Genomic DNA, 18,318 nt, shown 5'->3' with positions numbered 1-18,318 from the left:
CACGGTGGTTAGCTAATTTTTCGCCTTTTCTCTGGCATTTTGCTGCTGATCCATTTGTATAAGAGTGTCTATGTAGCCTACTAGGTTATAAATTGCCTCCTGATATTCAGCGTCAGTGTCGTACTTTATGGCGGACTTGGCAAGAGCAACTTTCTAGCTCTCTAAATCTTTTCCAGTAATTGTACGCATGATTTGCGCCCATATTATTGTGATAGGGGTATGAACTATATAGGCAAGCACGGTAGGTAGGTATTTCATACGGCGTTTGAGCTATTATAGGCAAGGAAAAGTGACCTAACCTGCTCTATAATGCTGTACCAAATTAAGGCGGTCAGTGAAAACTGGCCGTTTTAATTTGGTTATGCTAGAGGTTTGAAGCTACTACCAGCGAACAGTGAGCGTAGGTCGTGGGTTCGTACAGGAATGAGCGTGCAGGAGCTTGCTCGTAAAAAGCTAGTTCCGTGCAAGCGCAGCGCATCCTGTCAGCCAAGCTAAGCTCTGTAGATAGGCAAATGACAACATTTTACAAATGTAGGGGCGAGACCCTTACATTACAAATTGTCACCCACTAATTTGTACGTTTAAACGCTATTTGGAAGGAGTGTGATAGGAATCATAACTGATCTCATCTATCGGTAAGCTTCTTGCTGTTAGTTTATCATCTGGATTAAGCTTGCCATCTGCGCACGCCGGGTCATTTGGGATCTCTGTCGTTAATGGCGGCACATCGAAGGTACCGTATTGAGGATCTTTATCAACATGCCAGCCGTCGCTGACGGCGGTCAGCGTGCTACCATTGCAGCTGAAACCAACCTGTTCCGAAAATAAGACACCTGCAATTACATATGATATTTTCGCCTGGCCGTTTTCGTAAGTAATTCCAGACTGATCACCGGGTTCATAGAAAGTCCTGTACCTATCGCCCACATCAACTTTTACCGTTTCCGGCTTAAAGCTGAATCCCGGCAGCGGCTGGTCTGGATTACGATTGATATCAGTGGTCGTCGTGTCCGGCCTCGGTGTAGGATTATGTTCACTCCCTGTACTTTCACAAGCTGCAACTGCGAGTGCCCCTGCTACTGCTAGTGCTGTAAATATGGTTACTCTCGACCCTTCTTTGCCAAAAACACGACTTATATTTCTGCCCATTGATTCCTCCAGTATATTATATTGTCTATTAGTCAATATTATATATTACTGGGTAATATTGTCAAGCAAAGACCCCAGATTACATTCCCAAACTTTCCACCTAGCTATTTGCAAGGACTAGCTGTCGCTGCTCAATTGGATTCTCCAATTGTATCGTTTTCGTGATCGGTTGTTAAGGATATCTTCTACTTCTCGTAGCTCTTGGTTGATGAAACCGACAGCGCTGCACGATTGTATGCGGCCAACGGATGAAAATAGTCTTCAGGAAACCTTTATGGCCGTCACAGACGACCTAAGTTGGCGGTGGCAACAATCACAATAACTCGGTCCAATACGTAAATCCTCGTTGTTTCATACATAAGGAATGTCATAAGACATTACGTATTTCTCGACAACAGATGTAGAAAGAGCAAAAAACCAACACTTTCCTGCCTATAGTTATAAAAATCGTACTTGCAGGAATTTAGTTCGTAGAAAAATGCCATAAGGCATAGGTGGCTGCGGCTATAACTGCGACGGCAAGCACCGTTGCTGCGGTATGTGACTGCTGTGCTTCAACCATTACTGGATTACCTGAATGTTTTTGGGACACTAGTCTATCTGAGTCCGCAGAAGAGAAGTGCACGGTCAAGCCTGCTTCTTTTCCCAAGCTTGTAAACATCGCCTTGTCTTCCGTGGGAAGCAGAGCCTTACGATCCTTAATATTTCGTAATTCATCGCCATCGAGCCAACGCAGCTGGCAGCCAGGCCACAAGCACGAGTCAATCATAACCCCTGAACCACAGTAGTTAACGGCCGTCATATCGTGGCCACAGGCAGGACACGCAATGAGGTACTGACGGTGGCGCGCTTGGGGCACTTCGGCATCTACGGCATCGATAGCCCGAACCAGTGCTTCATCTTGCCGACTAAGCTGACTTGCCCCCAGTAGCACACCGTGACCTTGGGGACATACATGACAGCCTTGTTGGATATCCTTCAAATCAGACGCACAAATAGGACAACGCATGCATATATACTACCACTAGTTGTTTGTGCGGAACGTCAATCGGCGTTTCTACGCGTTGGCTTTGCGGCGAAGGCGAATGTGATAGAGTATGGAACCGCTGGCGACTGCGCCGATTACCGGCAGAATCGCACTTTCAGGACCGGTGTTTGCAAGTTGGGTTGTGGTGGTTGTGCTTGTCGTACTCGTTGCAGCCGCGGCCGGTGTTTCTGTAGACGTTGAACTTGTCTGGCCGGCACTAGACGAGCCGGTACCGCTAGTTGCTGACGAGGTCGTGGGGGTTGATGGGGTCGTGCTTTGCGTAGATGAGCCCGCCGATGGAGTTGCTGTATCGGTTGTACTGGTTGTACTGGGAGTCGTAGACGTAGATGTAGAAGGGCTTGATTTGTCTTTGTTAACCGGGTTTTCTATGGCATTGGAGCTTTTTTGAACAGTTGATTGGACGCCGTTTTTTGCCGTTTCGACTGTGCGATCTACTTTGGGGCTGCGCCAAAAGAGCAACCAAAGCACAAACCATACCAGTGCCGCTAAAATAAGCAGTGAAACAATAAACCATATTATTCGTCCGACAACTGAAACTTTATTTTGCTCGTACATGCACCTAGCCTCTATTCCTTATGATTGTACGATAGCAGAATAGTTGCATTAATGCAATATACCATGGCTCGCTAGCAATAGCGTTGCTTAAGCTCGACCTGCTAAAACCTCAGCCGGCGCAACAAACTGTCCATCGCATCGACCTTGTGCGGTTCCATGGGAAGAAAATCTGATATGTAGTCAACGACAGTCTGCTCATGCACCTCATCGACATAGAGCGCGACTGGTGGCATAAACCGTTTTAACGGCATAAGCGATATCCCAAGCACTGGCGCCGCTTCATCAACTGAAAAAGCCTTAAAATCGTCAAGGTGATATGTTTTTTGCCCTATTTGAATTAATCCGTCACGTAACGCGTAGCTTGCTTCAATGGGTCGATGTGCAGAAACAAAAAGTAGTCCGCCTATTGCCAGCACAACAACCGCCGTAGATATGACGTCCTTCGTAAACAGATAAATGAGCGCGCCCAGCAGTATGCTGCCAAGCGTAACTGCTCCGTACCACGTCGCGTTCTTTTCATTATCAATATATTCTGCCGCACTCCAAGCGATATCTGCAGTCTGGAGTTGATTTTGGGTAAGGTTTTCTGACTCTGACCAGGTTTGTGCCGGAATTTCTTGAGCTGCTTTGTCCGTTTGCTCAGCATATGTCAGAGCTGGCAGTGGAGATACTGCGGCCAGCGGCGTAGCTTGTAGTGAACCCTGAGCGTGCGGTGATGGGGTAGGTGGCAGGGAAGACACGGGCTGAGCACTCTGCTCGACTATTTGATTATTCGCCAGAGGCTGCGGCGCAGGGTTTCCCGGCGATATAACTCGCCCCGGTTGCTGTTCTTCCATAAGCGATATTGTACTACATGTGTGTGTAGAGAGGCTAACTAGCCAGATTCCCTTGTCCTAAACCGGCACTGCGCGCTGGTTCACTCCGCTCAATTGGATCAGGCAGTTAGATAAACATTTTTGCTATTTTTAACCTCAGTTGCTATAATCACCTCTGTTCTTTTTACATGGAAGAGTGACCGGTAGCTTACGCCAATTAGGTACTCGCAGTACTTTTAGAACAAAAGCTGCCCTTTGATAAAACTGGCTGAGACGACAACCGAGTTTCAGAGATAAAACATGGAGAGATGTCCGAGCGGTTTAAGGAGCTTGTCTTGAAAACAAGTGTGCCCGCAAGGGTACCGAGGGTTCGAATCCCTCTCTCTCCGCCAAATCTGTTACACTAGTAGCAGAAGCCAGCCAGAATGCATGTGTTCAAGACAAAATTGAGCAAAGCGAACGAGGCAATAGCCAAGCTTTAGAGGGCGCGCAAACTAGTTGAACTCACTTCAACTAGCACAGCAGAGGGGCGAGTCCCTCATAAAAAGGAGAGGTACCCAAGTGGCTGAAGGGGACGGTTTGCTAAATCGTTAGAGGGGCGAGAGTCCCTGCGAGGGTTCGAATCCCTCTCTCTCCGCCAGACTGAAGACTTCACCGAAAGGTGGAGTTTTTAGTTTGGCCCGAGACGGGATGAGAACGGGAGTGCCAGTGACACTCCCCGATCCCGAAGCCCGGAAGTTGCCTACGGCAAGTTACGGGGCGTCACGAAGTGACGAGGCGAATCCCTCTCTCTCCGCCAAAATGAAGACTTCACCGAAAGGTGGAGTTTTTAGTTTGGCCCCAAGCAATTGCTTTCTTATCCCATCCCCGCCTGTGCAAAAACAATCGCATCGACCTGCTTTGCGCCGGCTTTTTTTAGCAATCGGCCAGCTGTTTCCAGTGTTGCGCCACTGGTAAGGACATCGTCAACCAAAATAATGTGTTTGCCCTGCAAGCGATTGGCGTGGATTATTCGAAAAGCACCTTCCAGATGCCGCAGCCGCTCCGCCTTTCCCGAGCCTACCTGATGAGCCTGTGATGTTCTTGCCAGAAATGACTCACACAAAACATTTTGCGAGCCAGCAAGTATACGTGCTAGTACTTCTGCCTGATCATACCCGCGCTGTCTAACCCTTCGAGTTGCGGTTGGAACCGGCACCAGTACAGCGTCCTTTGGCAGGTGAGCTAGCAGGGGTGCTAGTAGCTCCGCCATTTCGGCGAGCCCAGAACGAGCCCTTTCATATTTAGCATGATGAAGTAACTCTTTTGCAAGCCCATCGTAATGCAGTGCAACATGCAAATGCCTAAGCGGACTATGTCGACGACAGGCAAGGCACACGCCGAAATCTCTGGTTACCGCACGGCAACGATAACAGCGCGAGGGAACGGAGGGCAGGGCACTACGGCAGGACTCACATATGAGCTGGTTGTCTTCGGTCTTGCAACCAAGACATAAATGTGGTGCATATAGGCTGATTATTTTCTCAAGCAGTAGCATGTTGTGATTATTGCGTTGTAAATAAGTGCACCCGCCCTTGCACACTGTTGACGGCCTCAGTTATACTGTTTTTAACACAAACAAGCAAGATGCTGTCTATTTTGTAATCCGGCATAAACTGCCGGCGGAGGGTAATAACTACTATGGCACGACGCAATCGTGATGACGATTTGTTACTGGAAGAAGATGAATTAACTGCGGCGTTTTTGGGCGATGAAGCTCCCCAACAAGCCCCAGCACAAGTTGATGATGACCCTGCAACAATGGGTTCCGTCGACGAAGAATGGAACGACGAGGAAGCCGTGTTGCCCGGGCAACTCGCGGTAGACGTTTACGAAACGAGAGAACTGCTCGTTGTCAAAGCGCGAACTGCTGGCGTCAATAAAGGTGACCTAGATGTAAGCATTGCCGATAACACCCTCAGCATTCGCGGTACTTTAAGTGCAGGTAACGAAGACCAGGTTGAGAACTACTTCGTGCAAGAGTGCTACTGGGGTGAATTTAGCCGCAGCATAGCGCTACCCGTTCCTGTCAAAGAAGAAGATATTGAGGCTGTCCTTAAAGACGGCGTTCTAACGGTTAGCTTCACCAAGGTCAAGCAAGACACCGTCAAAAAAATCCAAGTCGTCTAGCCCTACTCGTGCGTTACACGTACAAAACCGCCGGTGTATTTATCTGGCGGTTTTTTCATACAACTTACCCCAAGACATGCTACTTCGCTTTTTTCTAAGAGCTCCCCCGCCTTTGAAGGCTCCTTGCTCGCTTGGCTTGCACCCTGAAGGGGTACCTAAAAGGCTGGGGACGTCTCTGACGGCAAGCAGGCTGACTGGTGCAATGTAACGTGGAAGCAAAAAGCCCCGCAAAACGGGGCTTTTTTACGAAGCGACTTGTGTTAAGGATTGGTCGTGACTTTGCCAAGCACAAACTTCACAATAAACTGTGCCAGTGCTACAACCACTAAACCTATGAGCGCATAGATAATAGTATTTTTTGCGGATGTAATCTTGCCGCTATCTCCACCAGACGTGATGTAGCGCAGCCCGCCCCAAATTATCATAATCACTGCCACGACGCCGACAAGCACAGAAAAGATATTAACCACATCAGTGATAACACTGTTGATTTTTTCATTACTACCTGCGGTGTCGGTATCGCAAGTTCCCGTGCCATCAACGGTTAGCGTACTGACAGAGTTACACAACTTACTTTGAATCTCTGGTGCTGCGAAACTAACTGCCGATGCGACGAAGGGGACTACCACCAGCATTGCGACTCCAAGTAACATAGCTATTCTTGTTCGAATCTGAGTAAACATTTTCATATTCCTTTCTTATTTTGCTTATCTTAATTTATACCACTCTAGGGCGTGCAATTCAACTACGACTTCTTGGGCTTCGTTACGCATGTATTTGTTTTATCGTCTACTACCTGATTACTCGAGCAGGTCGGAACGGTTCGAGTTGCTCGATTGAGCACAAATTTTACAATACCCTGAGCAAGAGCTACTATCACCAGCCCAATCAGAGCGTATACCAATGTATTTTTGGCACTCGTAAGCTTGCTACTGTCGCCCCCTGATGTAATGTATTTAAAACCGGCCACAATAATCATAATAACCGCCACAATACCTATAACTGCCGTGAATATAGTAATAACAGTCGATACGACCGAATCTATCTTGGTTCCTCCGCCCGCATCTTGATCACAGCCAGCGCCACTACCGATAGCCTCACACACAGCCTGCTGGTTTGGGCTCAAAGCCGCCTGGGCGTGAGCAGCGCGAGGGAACAACGCTAAAACGCTCAGAAGGGTCATCCCGCTAATAAGCACAGTAAAAATGCCAAGTCTGTACGTAGAATGTTTCACGTGCCTATCCTTTTTATTACGTAAGTTATGATTGTTTGCGCCAGCACAATAATGACAAGTCCAATAATTGCCCCCACAAGCGTGTGTTTTGCACTCGTCACTTTTTGTGTGTCACCGCCTGAGGTAATGTAACGAAAGCCACTGATAAGTATAATGATGATGGCTCCAATGCCAGCTACCACCGCAACTATCTCCGCGACATTATACAGTATCCCATCTGTCCCCGTTAGCGGATTCTCGGTTGTCCTACTTTTACATGTTGGCGAGTCGGGAGCCGTATCGCAAACATCTGCCAGTGGGTCAGCGGCATAGGCAACTGGCACTGTCGACGCAAGACCCATTGTCAATAGCAAACAGAGCGTAAGCCCAAAACGTATGGCTTGCTTCATTATGAGGCACCTTTTACGACAAATGTCACAATACTAAATGCAGATAACGCAACAACAAGACCAATCAGAGCGTATAATATTGCCTGTTTTGCTTGCGCCATTTTGCCTGGGTCTCCAGCGGCGAGAATATAACGAAAGCCACTTATGACAATCATGAGCAAAGAAACAGCGCCAATTGTAGCGAACGTAATAGTCAACACCGTGCTGAGCATATCACTCGGCGCATCTACACTCTTACTATTGGGCAACGTGGTGACATTCAGCAAGTCCCCCGAAGCAGCAAAAAACGTGTAAATATAACTCATCATGGCGCGCTTAGTTTACTCCCTATGAATGATACTACAGCGGCCGCAACAATCGCGACAACTAGCCCAATTAACGCACCGAAAATAGTCTCACGCCCTCGTTTTGCCCTGTCAGGTTCACCATTACTTGTTATAAAATATATCCCACCCATTATCACAAATACAACCGCGACAAATCCGGCTATTCGTACTAGCGCATCGGCTATGGCAAGCGAAACGGGTAGTATACCGCTATTTTTACCGTCTCCCAGGAGCTGAAACTTATTATTTATGTTACAGTCAGGGTCAAAATTATCGTCTTGTAGATACGCAAACCACGGTTTAAGCCCCAGAAACTTTTTGCCACACGTTGCTGCACTAGCCGTCCCACCTACCGGGGCGGTGTTACTAGATATTCCTCCAGGCGATAAGAACTGCAGTGCTGAGTACAAAAACAGAAACGCAATGAACCCGTATAAAGCTTTTATTATTTTTCCCTTACCGGCGGCCGTCTTTTGGGGATCACCGCTAGAAGCAGAGTATTGAATGCCCCCTATAATAATTCCAATTATTGCCGCAATCCCCGCGGTAAAAGTGAGAATCTTAATTATGGGATTTATATATTTAGCATACAAACATTTTTTCGAATCATCCTGGGAACCATCTGGGCAACACGTTTTGTTGTCACCCATTAGTGACTGTCCAGTGGGGCAAGTAGAGCCGATTGAACGAATACTAGTTGTACCCGTAGGACCGGCAGGCGCAGCCGGTGCAGTTCGCCTAGCGTCGGTTGGGCTCATACACGCACCCTGAAAGTACGTCCAGCCTGTCTGCCCACAAGGAGCGCCTTCTACTGCTTGGGCCGCGACCAAACTAGGGACAGCCATTAGCGCCAGAGAGAAAAGCAAAAAAGAAAACCAGGCGAGTTTGTGCCATTTGTTATGCCACATGTACTTCATTTTTACACTATACCGTCTTGCCGTCCCTAGCACAACCTTTGTCCCGTAGCTCGACTACCCTTGAACCTAAAAAGTAGCTGCCCTACATTTTAGGATGCCTACCTTTTAGGTTGCAAAGGTGGTGAGTTGCTACGTTGGATTTGACAGCCACTAGTATATATGCTAGTATTAAATTGTTCTCCGTATTTTATACCATTTACTTGATTGTAAAGAAGAACGTAAAATCTCACCCCAAACGCGACTTTCGTAATACTTTCGCTAATTCCAGTGTAGCAGTCTCTGGGCTTTCTGCGTAGTAGCGCTGAAACTGGGCTGGGGTCATGAGGTCTGGTAAGCCCATGTGCCAGCGCCGGTTCATGTAATGTTCGGCGTACTTGTCGGCCTGTTTCTGGAGCTTTGGTATGTCAGATTGTTGGTAGTCACCCCGAGGAAAACACTCGCTTCTCAGTGATTTGTTAAAGTTCTCAATGTGCGATTGTTCGTTTTTCTTGTAGGGTCGGCTGTAGCGGTGTTCTGCGACAGCCTCGACGGCCTCACGAAAGGTCGTCTGAAATTCGCTACCGCCGTCAGACTGGTGCAGTAGGGTGCGACCATAGAACTGGTGGTGCTTGGTAAAGGCAGTGGCACCAGTGGCCATCTCTAGGTTATTACCGATGTAGACGCTGGGCTCCTTGGAAAATATGTCAATGGCGGTGTAGGCGTAGACGCCACCACCGAGATCGACGGTGTCATGCTCGACCACCTCACGCGGTGCGTGAGCCGTCACTAGGGCTTTGTGCTTCTTGTAGCGCTGCACACTAATAGCAGCTTTGGTAAAACGTCTGTGGAGGTACCGGTATACGGTCGAGAGGGCTAGGCTAATACCATGGTTTTCTTTGAGCTCTTTACGTATCTTGGCTCCACACCAACCAAACTCGTTACGAATGTCGACAATCTTCTGGATGACATATTCGGGAGTCTGAGCCCTAGGGCGACGCACCTTGCAGGCTGCTTTGCGACGGTGGAACTCACGGATACCAATCTGGCGAATCTTTGCCAGCCAGCGGTAGACGGTAGCCCTGTCCTTACTGACCACGATTGTTATTTGTTCCATGGTTGAACCAGCTCGGGACATATTCCAAGCTACTTCGTAGTGTGTTAGTGTACGCATGAGCGAAACTCCTTCCTTTGTTTAGTTAGTCCTAAACGAAAGTATACGGGTGTCGCTCTTTAGTTAGCTCCGCTTTGTCGCATTGTTAGTGGGAATTTTCCGAGAAGGTTGCGCTACAGATGACAGCTACGCCAGAAACCAGACCGTCCCGACCACAAACTGGCTTAGGTGCACCAGTACCAAGTGCCGAGCATAGTCCCCAGTCTAAAGCCGGTGTCAATCCACCATACTCTGCACCAGAAGACACTAGTACGCGGTTAACCCCTGAGCCTACGCATGCTCCGGAACACCCAGTTTCGCCAGAAGACCCACTTAAGACTGGCGCGACCACGCCCACACATCGGAAAATTCCCTTCTGGGTCAAGGTGACGTCCGGAGCGGTGGCGCCGGTGGCCGTAATATCCTTTGCCCTAGCTATTGCTCACAAAAGCGACGGCGAAGCCACGACAGCTGGAATAGCTGCAACTGCATCTGCCGAGCCCGGAGCAACGGGTTCAGCTGAAGCAACTGCTGCTGCCAAGCCCGGAGCAACGGGTTCAGCTGAAGCAACTGCTGCTGCACCAATTCTGGAAGTTAAAATTCCAGAAGTTAAAATTGGAAGTCTTGAGAAAGTTATATTTTCGCCCAATCCACTGCCCTTAGAGCCTATCGAGGGAATACCCGGGAAATTCAAACCTCTGGATCCGGAATTCTTTGCTGTGCTTTTTTCGAAAAACCCGAACCCTGAACAGGCTGTCGCGGCTAGTTACCAAATGGAAGTTGACGTACACAATGCAGGCCTTGGCGCAAATATAAATCGGCAGACAATCAACGATACCCCAGATGGCCCAAACGGGGAGTTTAGCCAAGCAATCATTTCTGATAATATAGCCGATGCCGTGGTTCCTGCCTATTTGCAGGCCCAATATGGCACAGCCAATGAAGCGCAGCTCAACGTAACGTTCCAAACTGCACAAGGCGAGCCCCTCGCCGAAGCCCTCAGAAAAAGAATTGCTAATAATTTTCAGAGACAAGTCTTGGGTACTGTTTACGGGGATACAACCAAGCCCCCAAGTCTGACAATGTCCAATCTGGAGTGCAATCAGCTCGGTAAAACCGCATTTACGTGTACTTTTATAGGAAGCGGCGTTAACAATATGGCTGAGACTGGTATCCCTCACGGCAGTACGACATGGAAAGAAAATATCAATTCTACATCAACCGAAACTAAGTATGCTATGAAGATGGCTGTCGTAATGGGGCGCTGGGTCATAGTAAGCTGATAGAGACAACTCGGGCAGGCTCTTTATACTCGAGGAAATGGTGCCCTTGTTCAATCCGTGTCTTCCATAAGGCTTAGATATGGTGTTTAATATTGGCATAAGCACTACTATGATAAAACGATTTTCAGTTTACTTTATTACATTCGTACTGGCGGCAACCTCGTTAGTGTCCTTGCTAATGCCTACGAAGGTAGCAGCTGCTCCCTTGGACTTCTCTGCGCTATCCATTCCTGACCAGGCCTACATGTTCGAGTCCTACACTTACATGAACTATAATAATGACTTCACGTGCGCGCGTCGTTTCTCGTCCGCTATAACCATCACAAGGGCTGCAAACTGGGAGTTTGGAACCGCCACTAATGCCGCGAACCGTTCTGGGCTAGTAATAGGCGAAAATAAGCCCTGCGGTGATGGTGCCTGGATGGCGCAGGCCTGGGGTAAGCTTGGCTACAGCGACCCGACGCAGGTTTTGTTAGACCTTGGTTACACAAAATTATCTCCACAAGATACAAATGGAATCACTACCTTTAAATACTATAAAGCCGCGAATGCAAGCTATGAGTTCCCCCCTCCTGGGGCTGTTTTGAATACCGCTGATGTGAAGGATGGTGTCTGGCGCATATTCAAAGAAAAATATGGTGATGTACCGCGCCTGAATGACAATTCAAGGTTTTATATTTACAACAATGCTTATACATCTCCGTCAGGTTGCAACGGAAAAAAACTCGAACGCTACGATGCGAATAATGAGCTTCAGCAGGCGCGCATAGTAGAAGAGGAGCTGGTGCACTTTTATGACCTCGATGGCATTGAGTACATTTGGAGCCAAGGTCGAGGCCTTGGAAGCGATATTACAACTGGCTACGACCTAATACCTGGGCAACCTGATCAGTTTGAGCAGTCGTGTAAAATGCTTGTTGAAAAAATGTCGGGTAACGCTGGGCGAGACCTAGCAAAGGCATATGCCAACTTCATAGCAGCCAACCCGGACGCTGCAGACAGTTCCACAAGAATAGGTGGAGGCAGCACTTCCACCGGAGACAGTGCCTGCGGCTATGGTAACAGTGCTCTTAACTGGATTGCGTGCCCATTGACCACACTCATGCAGGAAGCGGCCACAAAAGTCGCGGATATGCTGCAGGGCCTACTCTATTTCCCAACCGATGCTATCTTTAACTCAGGGACACTAAAAAACGCCGACTTCAAAGAGGCTTGGTCGAGTTTCCGCAATATTGGTCTGGCGCTAGTAATTATAGCCGGGCTTGTCATGGTAATTAGCCAGGCTCTAGGGCTTCAGATACTTGACGCCTATACAATTCGTAAACTCATGCCTCGACTGGCAATAGCAATGATAGGGATATCTCTCTCTTGGCCAATCCTAAATTTCGCCATAAGCTTTTTCAATGATATTGGTTCATGGACTAGGTCGCTGATTATTGCCCCCTTCGATGGGATGCCTCTAGCCAATTCTGGGGGTACCAATGTTTTGCTCAACTGGGGCGCTCTGTTTATAGGCGGACCAGCCTTTCTTCTATACTTATCCCTCCTGGGTCCGCTGGCATCTTTGAGTCTACTGGGGACACTCCTGCTGGCAATTATCGTGGGGTTGATTACACTAGCTATTCGATGGGTAATTATTGCCTTGTGTATTCTGTTTGCTCCCCTGGCAATTGCTGCTTATGTACTGCCAGGAACACAAAAACTTTGGTCTTTTTGGAAGACTACCTTCATATCTTCGCTAGTAATGTTTCCCATTATCATGGGGCTACTTGCCGCTGGCGAAGTGATGGCTAGGGTTGCTACCGCCATAGAAGCAGGAAACTACCTGTTTATACTACTCCTCTACTTTGGCCCGTACTTCTTGCTACCACTAGGATTCAAACTGGCCGGCGGACTTCTGAGCACCATTTTCTCGCTTGCCAATGACAAAAGTAAGGGTGTTTTCGACCGTATGAGTAACTTCCGTCAGAATTCCCGCAAGCAGCGCTTTAACGAATATGCACAGGCTCGCCGTGGCGAAGGCATTGTCGCACAAACTGCAGCATATGCACGTGCCGCGGGGGACCCAGGCGTGGGCATAAGGGGACTGATATCAAAACACGGCCGACAAGCAATACGTACATCGCTGTCAGAGCAAGCCGCTGCTGAAGCCAGAAAGAATGACGTTCTCCATTCAACAGACGATGACTTCGGCCTCAGGGCTGCTCATGATGTAGGCTTGGGTGTCGCGCAAGGTAGGGTCGGGAAATCACGAGGAGAGATGGAAGAGCACTTTGTTAGTACCTATCTTAGCTCAGCCACTGCAGCAGGGAGAACCCGTAGCCGAGATGATGCCCTACGAGCCTTAGCCGAGCTGGAGGCCGGGCTAAAAACTCAATTAGGGTCAGGCACGATGACAAGAGTAGCTGGGGCATCAAAAGTCCAATCTAAAACTGTCTACGGTGAGGGCGAAGCAGGAATGCGTGAAATGCTGCAGGATGTTGAGGACATGGTTCAGGCTGGCCTCTGGACGGATGCACAGGCGACGGCCACGATTAAGCAGGCTCAACGGCAAGAATTTAGCAGCATTAGCCACGGTGATCTATTGACGAAGTTCCATGAGCTCCGAGCTAGTAACGGAGGACAGGGACGAGCCGTAACTATGAACGATGCAAGCCAGATGTATGAATCCGCCGTTACCCAAATGCAGTTCAGCTCCTTAGCAGGAGCACGCAAGGAGACGATTGAAGGGGTTGCGAAGCACCTACAGGCTCGGTACCAGGGCGCAATACGTGCAGATGGCTCAATAGACGAAGATGAGGAAAAGAAGATTATGGCCGATATCGCCAGTTTCCGCGAAGCAGTAAATTATTACAATAGCGAGAACAAGGATCTGCTCGCAGACTACTTAGCCTCACAACCATCAGGATACACCGATCCAAATACCGGAGCTACTATTTCTATTCGTCAACGCGAAGAGCAGCTCCGAGCATCTTCCGATCCAATATTCATGGATAGGCGTAAAGAGTGGGACTCTCGTCAAGGTCAAATGGTGGGTCAGCCAGGTGGTCCGCAAGGGACCGGCCCTGGGCAACCCGGTCCACAACCGACATCATAATTGTTTGTTCCAAGAACCATGGGCTACAGGGCTTCAGAGGCCAGAGCTCTGACAGGTGAGAGTTTCGGAAAATTCCCACTAAGAATGCGCCAAGGGGCCCAGGGGCCTGGAGGCTAAGAGGCTAGGCCTCTGGAAATTAGCTCTGGAAGCGAGATTTTCAGGTATACTATAACCAATATGGCGACGTATAAGGTTTTACAGGATATTGAATCGGAAGACACGCTAGTCGGGCCACTGACGCTCAGGCAATTCATTTATGCGGCAATTTCAGCATTTTTTATGTACCTCTCGTTTTTTGCCGTTACAAAAAATGTCGGATTTCTGTTGATTCTGTTTATACCGCCCGCGCTTTTTACCGGTTTTTTAGCAATACCGTGGCACGGAGACCAGCCGACTGAGGTCTGGGCACTAGCAAAGTTGCGCTTCTATCTTAAGCCACGAAAGCGCATTTGGGATCAAAGTGGAGCAAAAGAACTGGTTACAATTACTGTGCCCAAAAAGGTTGAGCGCAACCTGACAAATGGTCTGAGCCAAACGGAAGTACGGAGTCGTCTGCACGCACTGGCTGACACAATTGATAGCCGAGGTTGGGCGGTAAAAAATGTCAATGTTACCCTCGACGTCGGACTGCATCAAAATGTGGCTCCTTCTGACCGCTTGGTTGACGGCTCAATGCTGCCACAAGAAGTTAGTGGTGTCGATGTCAGTGCAACCGACGACATGCTTGACCCACTGGCAAACCCAATAGCTCAACATTTTGACAGTATGATACAAACCGCGGCTGCTTCCCAGCGCCAGCAGCTCATGCAGCAGATGCAGACAGACCCCGCGTCACAGTCCACGCCAACTCAACAAACAACGCAGCCGCAAAACGACTACTGGTTCATGCATCAACCGACACCCGTCAATGGTCAAGCGACGTTTGCGAGCGCAGCAGTTGTGTCGCCCGGTATGCCCGTGGCAAATGAACCCCCCATTGTTACTCAAGCAGCTTCACCTACCGCCGACGAGGAAGCGTTGGTACAGCAGCTGAAGGAAGCCCATCAATCGCGGGCTAGCACCAATGACCATTTGAAACACATAAAAACTCCGGCGGAAATTGCCGAGGAGCAGCGTCGCATTGCTCAAGAAAATGCCGCCATAGAAGCAGAGCGTCAGCTGGCAGAACGCCAAAAAGCACAAGTGACTTCAGAGAAGCGGGCTGCTATAATGAACCTAGCAAGTAATGATGATTTAAATATTGCAACGCTCGCTCGTCAGGTAACAAAAGAAACAAGGCATGATGACGACGAAGTTGTGATATCTCTTCGCTAAGTCATCCAAGGTGGAGCAAAAGGCATGGACCCAAACCAGCAACCATACACACCACAGACGCCTTCTCAAGGTATGGCTGCGGCCGCATACCCTCAGCCCGTGCCGCCTCAGCCACCGCACATGGCTATAGCACCAGCCCCTGGTTCAGCAGGCAAGGGAACACAGCCCCCCGCAAACAGCACGCAGAACACCCTTCAGATTGCCGAGATACGCGATGGCATTGTCATCATGAACGACGGGACATACCGAGCCGTTGTTATGGTCAAAAGCATCAATTTTGACCTGATGAGTCCCCAGGAACAAGAGAGTACTGAATATGCCTACCAGGGCTTTTTGAACTCACTATATTTCCCTATGCAAATATTTATACGTTCGCAAAAAGTAGACCTTCAGCCTTACATAGAGAAACTAGACAAAATCCGCACTGAGCACGACAACATGCTACTTGCCTTACTCATGGACGATTACATCGGTTATATAGATCAGTTAGCTTTACAGACTAACATTATGGACAAAAAATTCTATATAGTCGTCCCGTTCGAACCCGCTGCTGGCCCAGAAAAGGCAATCACACAAAGTAAAAACTTCTTCAATGGTTTTATTGATTTGTTTAATAAAACTGAAAACCATGTTGTGATTAATGAGCCTGACCTTGCCAAAGCAAAAGACGAGCTGCGAAACCGCGTTCAATCCGTACTTGGTGGCTTGCAACAGTGTGGCATACAAGGCTTGCCTCTTGATACACAGGAGCTGATCGAGTTGTACTACGACACATACAACCCAGACACCGCTACGCGCCAACAGCTGAAAAATTTTAACGACCTTACTGCCGAAGTCGTTCAGAAAGGCCAAGGCATGGCACCACAGGAACATTTGCAGAGGGAGCTCCAATGAACAAAAGCGTTTTGAGTTTTGGTTTATGGGTTAGTAGGACGCATTACAAGACTTCGTTCTTGTCTCTTGTATGTTGCCCTTTGTGCGTAAGACAGGAGGTTGGCTAAATGGCTTTTGGCAAGAAACAGCCCGCTATTGACCCGGTTTCGCTCGCCCAAAATCAGCAGGCGCGTGAGCAGGCAGAGGTTAGCGAGGCTTTTCGCAAGGGCATTACGGCGCTCCGCGACTTCATAGCACCGAGCAGTATTGAGTTCTTTAGCACATACTTTCAGATTGGCACACGACTAGCCCGCACCTACTACGTCTATGGGTACCCCCGTCAAATCTATACCGGCTGGCTGAGCGGCCTCGTCAATTTAGACGAAGTGATGGATCTTTCTATATACGTATACCCCGTGGAAAGCCAGGTTGTGCTTGAAAACCTTCGCAAAAAAGTTACTCAGCTTGAAGCAGGCTTACAAATAGATGCCGAGAAGGGTCGTGTACGTGACCCGGGTAAACAAGCTGCTATTCTCGACGCCGAAGAAATGCGCGACAAGTTGCAGGTGGGCGAAGAACTCTTCTTTAGGTTTGGTCTGTACTTTACCATTTACGCCAGCAGCCAAGACGAGCTTGAGTTTGTCAGCCATAAGGTAGAAAGTATGCTTGGCCAGCAGCTTGTCTACAGCAAAGCCGCGACTTCCCAGCAAGAACAAGGACTCAACAGTGTTGTGCCGCAAATGATGGATCAGCTACAAATTCACCGCAACATGAGCACCGGCGCTATCAGTACCAGCTTCCCGTTCACCAGCGCCGATCTCAGCCAGGATAACGGCATTTTATATGGCATCAATATGCACAACTCAGGATTGGTCATTTTTGACAGATTCAGTCTCGAAAACGGCAACTCAGTCGTGTTCGCCAAGTCTGGCGCAGGAAAAAGCTTTGCAGTAAAACTTGAAGCCTTGCGGAGCCTCATGTTTGGAACCGAAATTTTCATTATTGACCCCGAGAACGAGTACGAACGCATGTGCGATGCGGTCGCGGGTGCCTACGTCCGGCTCAGCCTTAACTCTGCAACAAGAATTAATCCGTTTGACCTACCCCAAGTTGTTGATAACGAGGAGGCAGATAATGCCTTGCGCTCTAACCTCATAACTCTGCATGGTTTATTGCGTCTGATGATGGGCGGCGCTCAAGCCCAAATGCTTGGAGGAAACAGCACGCTTGCACCAGCGCTTTCACCAGCAGAGGAGGCAGACCTTGACGCGGCGCTTATTGACACCTACGCAAAGGCTGGCATCACCCAAGACCCCCTGACCCATTCGTCGTTACCACCCACTATAGCCGATTTGTACGACACGCTCCTCCATATGGGCGGTAGTGGGCCGCAGCTTGCTCAAAGGCTGCGCAAATACACCAGTGGTACATTTGCTGGAATATTCAGTCAACAAAGCAATATTAATATCAACAATCCGCTGGTTGTGTTTAACATACGTGACCTCGAAGATGAGCTCCGGCCAGTTGCCATGTATATTGTATTAAACTACATCTGGAACAAGACAAAAGGTGACCAAAAGAAGCGTATTTTGATTGTTGACGAGGCGTGGCAGCTCATGAAATACGAAGACAGCGCAAACTTCCTCTTCAGCCTCGCTAAACGCGCTCGAAAATATAACTTGGGCATTACCACTATTACACAAGATGTAGAGGATTTCATGGGATCTCGGATGGGTCGCGCCATTGTGGCAAATGCGAGTATGCAAATTCTCTTGAAACAATCCAGTAGTGCGGTTGATGTTCTGAGCGATGTTTTTAAGCTCACCGAAGAAGAAAAGAAACGGCTCGGCCAATTCCCCGTGGGACAGGGGCTGTTCTTTGCTGGCCAGAATCACGTTCATGTGCAAATAGTTGCAAGCCCCACCGAAACCAGCCTCATTACCACCAACCCACAACAGGTTCAAGCCATGAGGCAGGGTGAAATGACCCAGCCCCAGGGAACAATCGATCTTCAAAACCA

General features: G+C 48.7%; 17 protein-coding genes, 2 tRNA genes and 1 pseudogene. 10 read left to right on the top strand and 10 right to left on the bottom strand.

The features are described 5' to 3' along the window. Nucleotides 1-588: 588 nt before the first annotated feature. Together IPL85_02075 and IPL85_02070 are read right to left on the bottom strand one after the other, a co-directional pair. A complete protein-coding gene (locus tag IPL85_02075) occupies nucleotides 589-1,149 on the bottom strand; it encodes a hypothetical protein (protein ID QQS20217.1) in 561 nt (186 codons plus the stop codon). 463 nt (nucleotides 1,150-1,612) lie between these two features. Then, a complete protein-coding gene (locus tag IPL85_02070) occupies nucleotides 1,613-2,158 on the bottom strand; it encodes a zf-TFIIB domain-containing protein (GenBank protein QQS20216.1) in 546 nt (181 codons plus the stop codon). Between the two features lie 88 nt (nucleotides 2,159-2,246). On the opposite strand from IPL85_02070, the gene IPL85_02065 reads away from it, so the two are divergent. After that, nucleotides 2,247-2,585, top strand: coding sequence for a hypothetical protein (locus tag IPL85_02065; GenBank protein QQS20215.1), 339 nt, complete (start codon nucleotides 2,247-2,249; stop codon nucleotides 2,583-2,585). A gap of 268 nt (nucleotides 2,586-2,853) precedes the next feature. On the opposite strand, the gene IPL85_02060 is transcribed toward IPL85_02065, so the two are convergent. Further along, entirely contained in the window at nucleotides 2,854-3,588 is a 735-nt protein-coding gene (locus tag IPL85_02060) for a hypothetical protein (protein QQS20214.1), read from the bottom strand. A 281-nt stretch (nucleotides 3,589-3,869) separates the two neighbouring features. Between IPL85_02060 and IPL85_02055 the strand changes: the two genes are divergently transcribed. Both IPL85_02055 and IPL85_02050 read left to right on the top strand, forming a co-directional pair. Next, nucleotides 3,870-3,959, top strand: a tRNA-Ser gene (locus IPL85_02055). A 155-nt stretch (nucleotides 3,960-4,114) separates the two neighbouring features. Beyond that, a tRNA-Ser gene (locus tag IPL85_02050) sits at nucleotides 4,115-4,207 on the top strand. Nucleotides 4,208-4,423: 216 nt separating this feature from the next. Here the strand turns inward: IPL85_02050 and IPL85_02045 are convergent. Continuing rightward, nucleotides 4,424-4,906 (bottom strand): ComF family protein, encoded by a 483-nt coding sequence (locus tag IPL85_02045; GenBank protein ID QQS20213.1) that lies wholly within the window; start codon nucleotides 4,904-4,906, stop codon nucleotides 4,424-4,426. 15 nt (nucleotides 4,907-4,921) lie between these two features. Here IPL85_02045 and IPL85_02040 point away from each other — a divergent pair, with 15 nt between their 5' ends. Then, on the top strand, nucleotides 4,922-5,062 hold the full coding sequence (locus IPL85_02040; GenBank protein ID QQS20212.1) for a hypothetical protein: 141 nt from the start codon (nucleotides 4,922-4,924) through the stop codon (nucleotides 5,060-5,062). Between the two features lie 185 nt (nucleotides 5,063-5,247). After that, nucleotides 5,248-5,736, top strand: coding sequence for an Hsp20/alpha crystallin family protein (locus IPL85_02035; GenBank protein QQS20211.1), 489 nt, complete (start codon nucleotides 5,248-5,250; stop codon nucleotides 5,734-5,736). A gap of 260 nt (nucleotides 5,737-5,996) precedes the next feature. On the opposite strand, the gene IPL85_02030 is transcribed toward IPL85_02035, so the two are convergent. The 6 genes from IPL85_02030 to IPL85_02005 form a co-directional block, all read right to left on the bottom strand. Further along, nucleotides 5,997-6,425: a hypothetical protein gene (locus IPL85_02030; GenBank protein QQS20210.1), complete on the bottom strand. Its 429-nt coding sequence runs from the start codon at nucleotides 6,423-6,425 to the stop codon at nucleotides 5,997-5,999. 56 nt (nucleotides 6,426-6,481) lie between these two features. Next, the gene (locus IPL85_02025) at nucleotides 6,482-6,970 is read right to left on the bottom strand and encodes a TrbC/VirB2 family protein (protein ID QQS20209.1); all 489 of its coding nucleotides are present in this window, start codon (nucleotides 6,968-6,970) and stop codon (nucleotides 6,482-6,484) included. Further along, nucleotides 6,967-7,359: a hypothetical protein gene (locus tag IPL85_02020; protein QQS20208.1), complete on the bottom strand. Its 393-nt coding sequence runs from the start codon at nucleotides 7,357-7,359 to the stop codon at nucleotides 6,967-6,969. The genes IPL85_02025 and IPL85_02020 overlap by 4 nt, the downstream gene beginning before the upstream one ends. After that, nucleotides 7,359-7,667, bottom strand: coding sequence for a hypothetical protein (locus IPL85_02015; GenBank protein QQS20207.1), 309 nt, complete (start codon nucleotides 7,665-7,667; stop codon nucleotides 7,359-7,361). The genes IPL85_02020 and IPL85_02015 overlap by 1 nt, the downstream gene beginning before the upstream one ends. After that, nucleotides 7,664-8,602, bottom strand: a complete 939-nt coding sequence (locus IPL85_02010) for a hypothetical protein (protein ID QQS20206.1) — start codon at nucleotides 8,600-8,602, stop codon at nucleotides 7,664-7,666. The genes IPL85_02015 and IPL85_02010 overlap by 4 nt, the downstream gene beginning before the upstream one ends. A 226-nt stretch (nucleotides 8,603-8,828) precedes the next feature. Continuing rightward, nucleotides 8,829-9,752 (bottom strand): DDE-type integrase/transposase/recombinase, encoded by a 924-nt coding sequence (locus IPL85_02005; protein ID QQS20205.1) that lies wholly within the window; start codon nucleotides 9,750-9,752, stop codon nucleotides 8,829-8,831. Nucleotides 9,753-9,871: 119 nt separating this feature from the next. Here IPL85_02005 and IPL85_02000 point away from each other — a divergent pair, with 119 nt between their 5' ends. The 5 genes and pseudogenes from IPL85_02000 to IPL85_01980 all read left to right on the top strand — a co-directional run bounded on the left by IPL85_02000 (nucleotide 9,872) and on the right by IPL85_01980 (nucleotide 18,274). After that, entirely contained in the window at nucleotides 9,872-11,014 is a 1,143-nt protein-coding gene (locus tag IPL85_02000; GenBank protein ID QQS20204.1) for a hypothetical protein, read from the top strand. Nucleotides 11,015-11,279: 265 nt separating this feature from the next. Next, nucleotides 11,280-14,111: a hypothetical protein gene (locus tag IPL85_01995; GenBank protein ID QQS20203.1), complete on the top strand. Its 2,832-nt coding sequence runs from the start codon at nucleotides 11,280-11,282 to the stop codon at nucleotides 14,109-14,111. A 177-nt stretch (nucleotides 14,112-14,288) separates the two neighbouring features. Further along, on the top strand, nucleotides 14,289-15,425 hold the full coding sequence (locus tag IPL85_01990) for a PrgI family protein (protein QQS20202.1): 1,137 nt from the start codon (nucleotides 14,289-14,291) through the stop codon (nucleotides 15,423-15,425). A gap of 24 nt (nucleotides 15,426-15,449) precedes the next feature. Then, nucleotides 15,450-16,319: a hypothetical protein gene (locus IPL85_01985; GenBank protein ID QQS20201.1), complete on the top strand. Its 870-nt coding sequence runs from the start codon at nucleotides 15,450-15,452 to the stop codon at nucleotides 16,317-16,319. 107 nt (nucleotides 16,320-16,426) lie between these two features. Then, nucleotides 16,427-18,274 (top strand): annotated as a pseudogene (locus IPL85_01980) (conjugal transfer protein TraC). Nucleotides 18,275-18,318: the final 44 nt, after the last annotated feature.

The sequence above is a fragment of the Candidatus Saccharibacteria bacterium genome (genome assembly GCA_016699955.1).
Classification (GTDB): domain Bacteria; phylum Patescibacteriota; class Saccharimonadia; order Saccharimonadales; family UBA4665; genus JAGXIT01.
The sequence above is the reverse complement of the archived record's forward strand: the minus strand, read 5'-3'. Positions and strand labels throughout refer to the sequence as shown.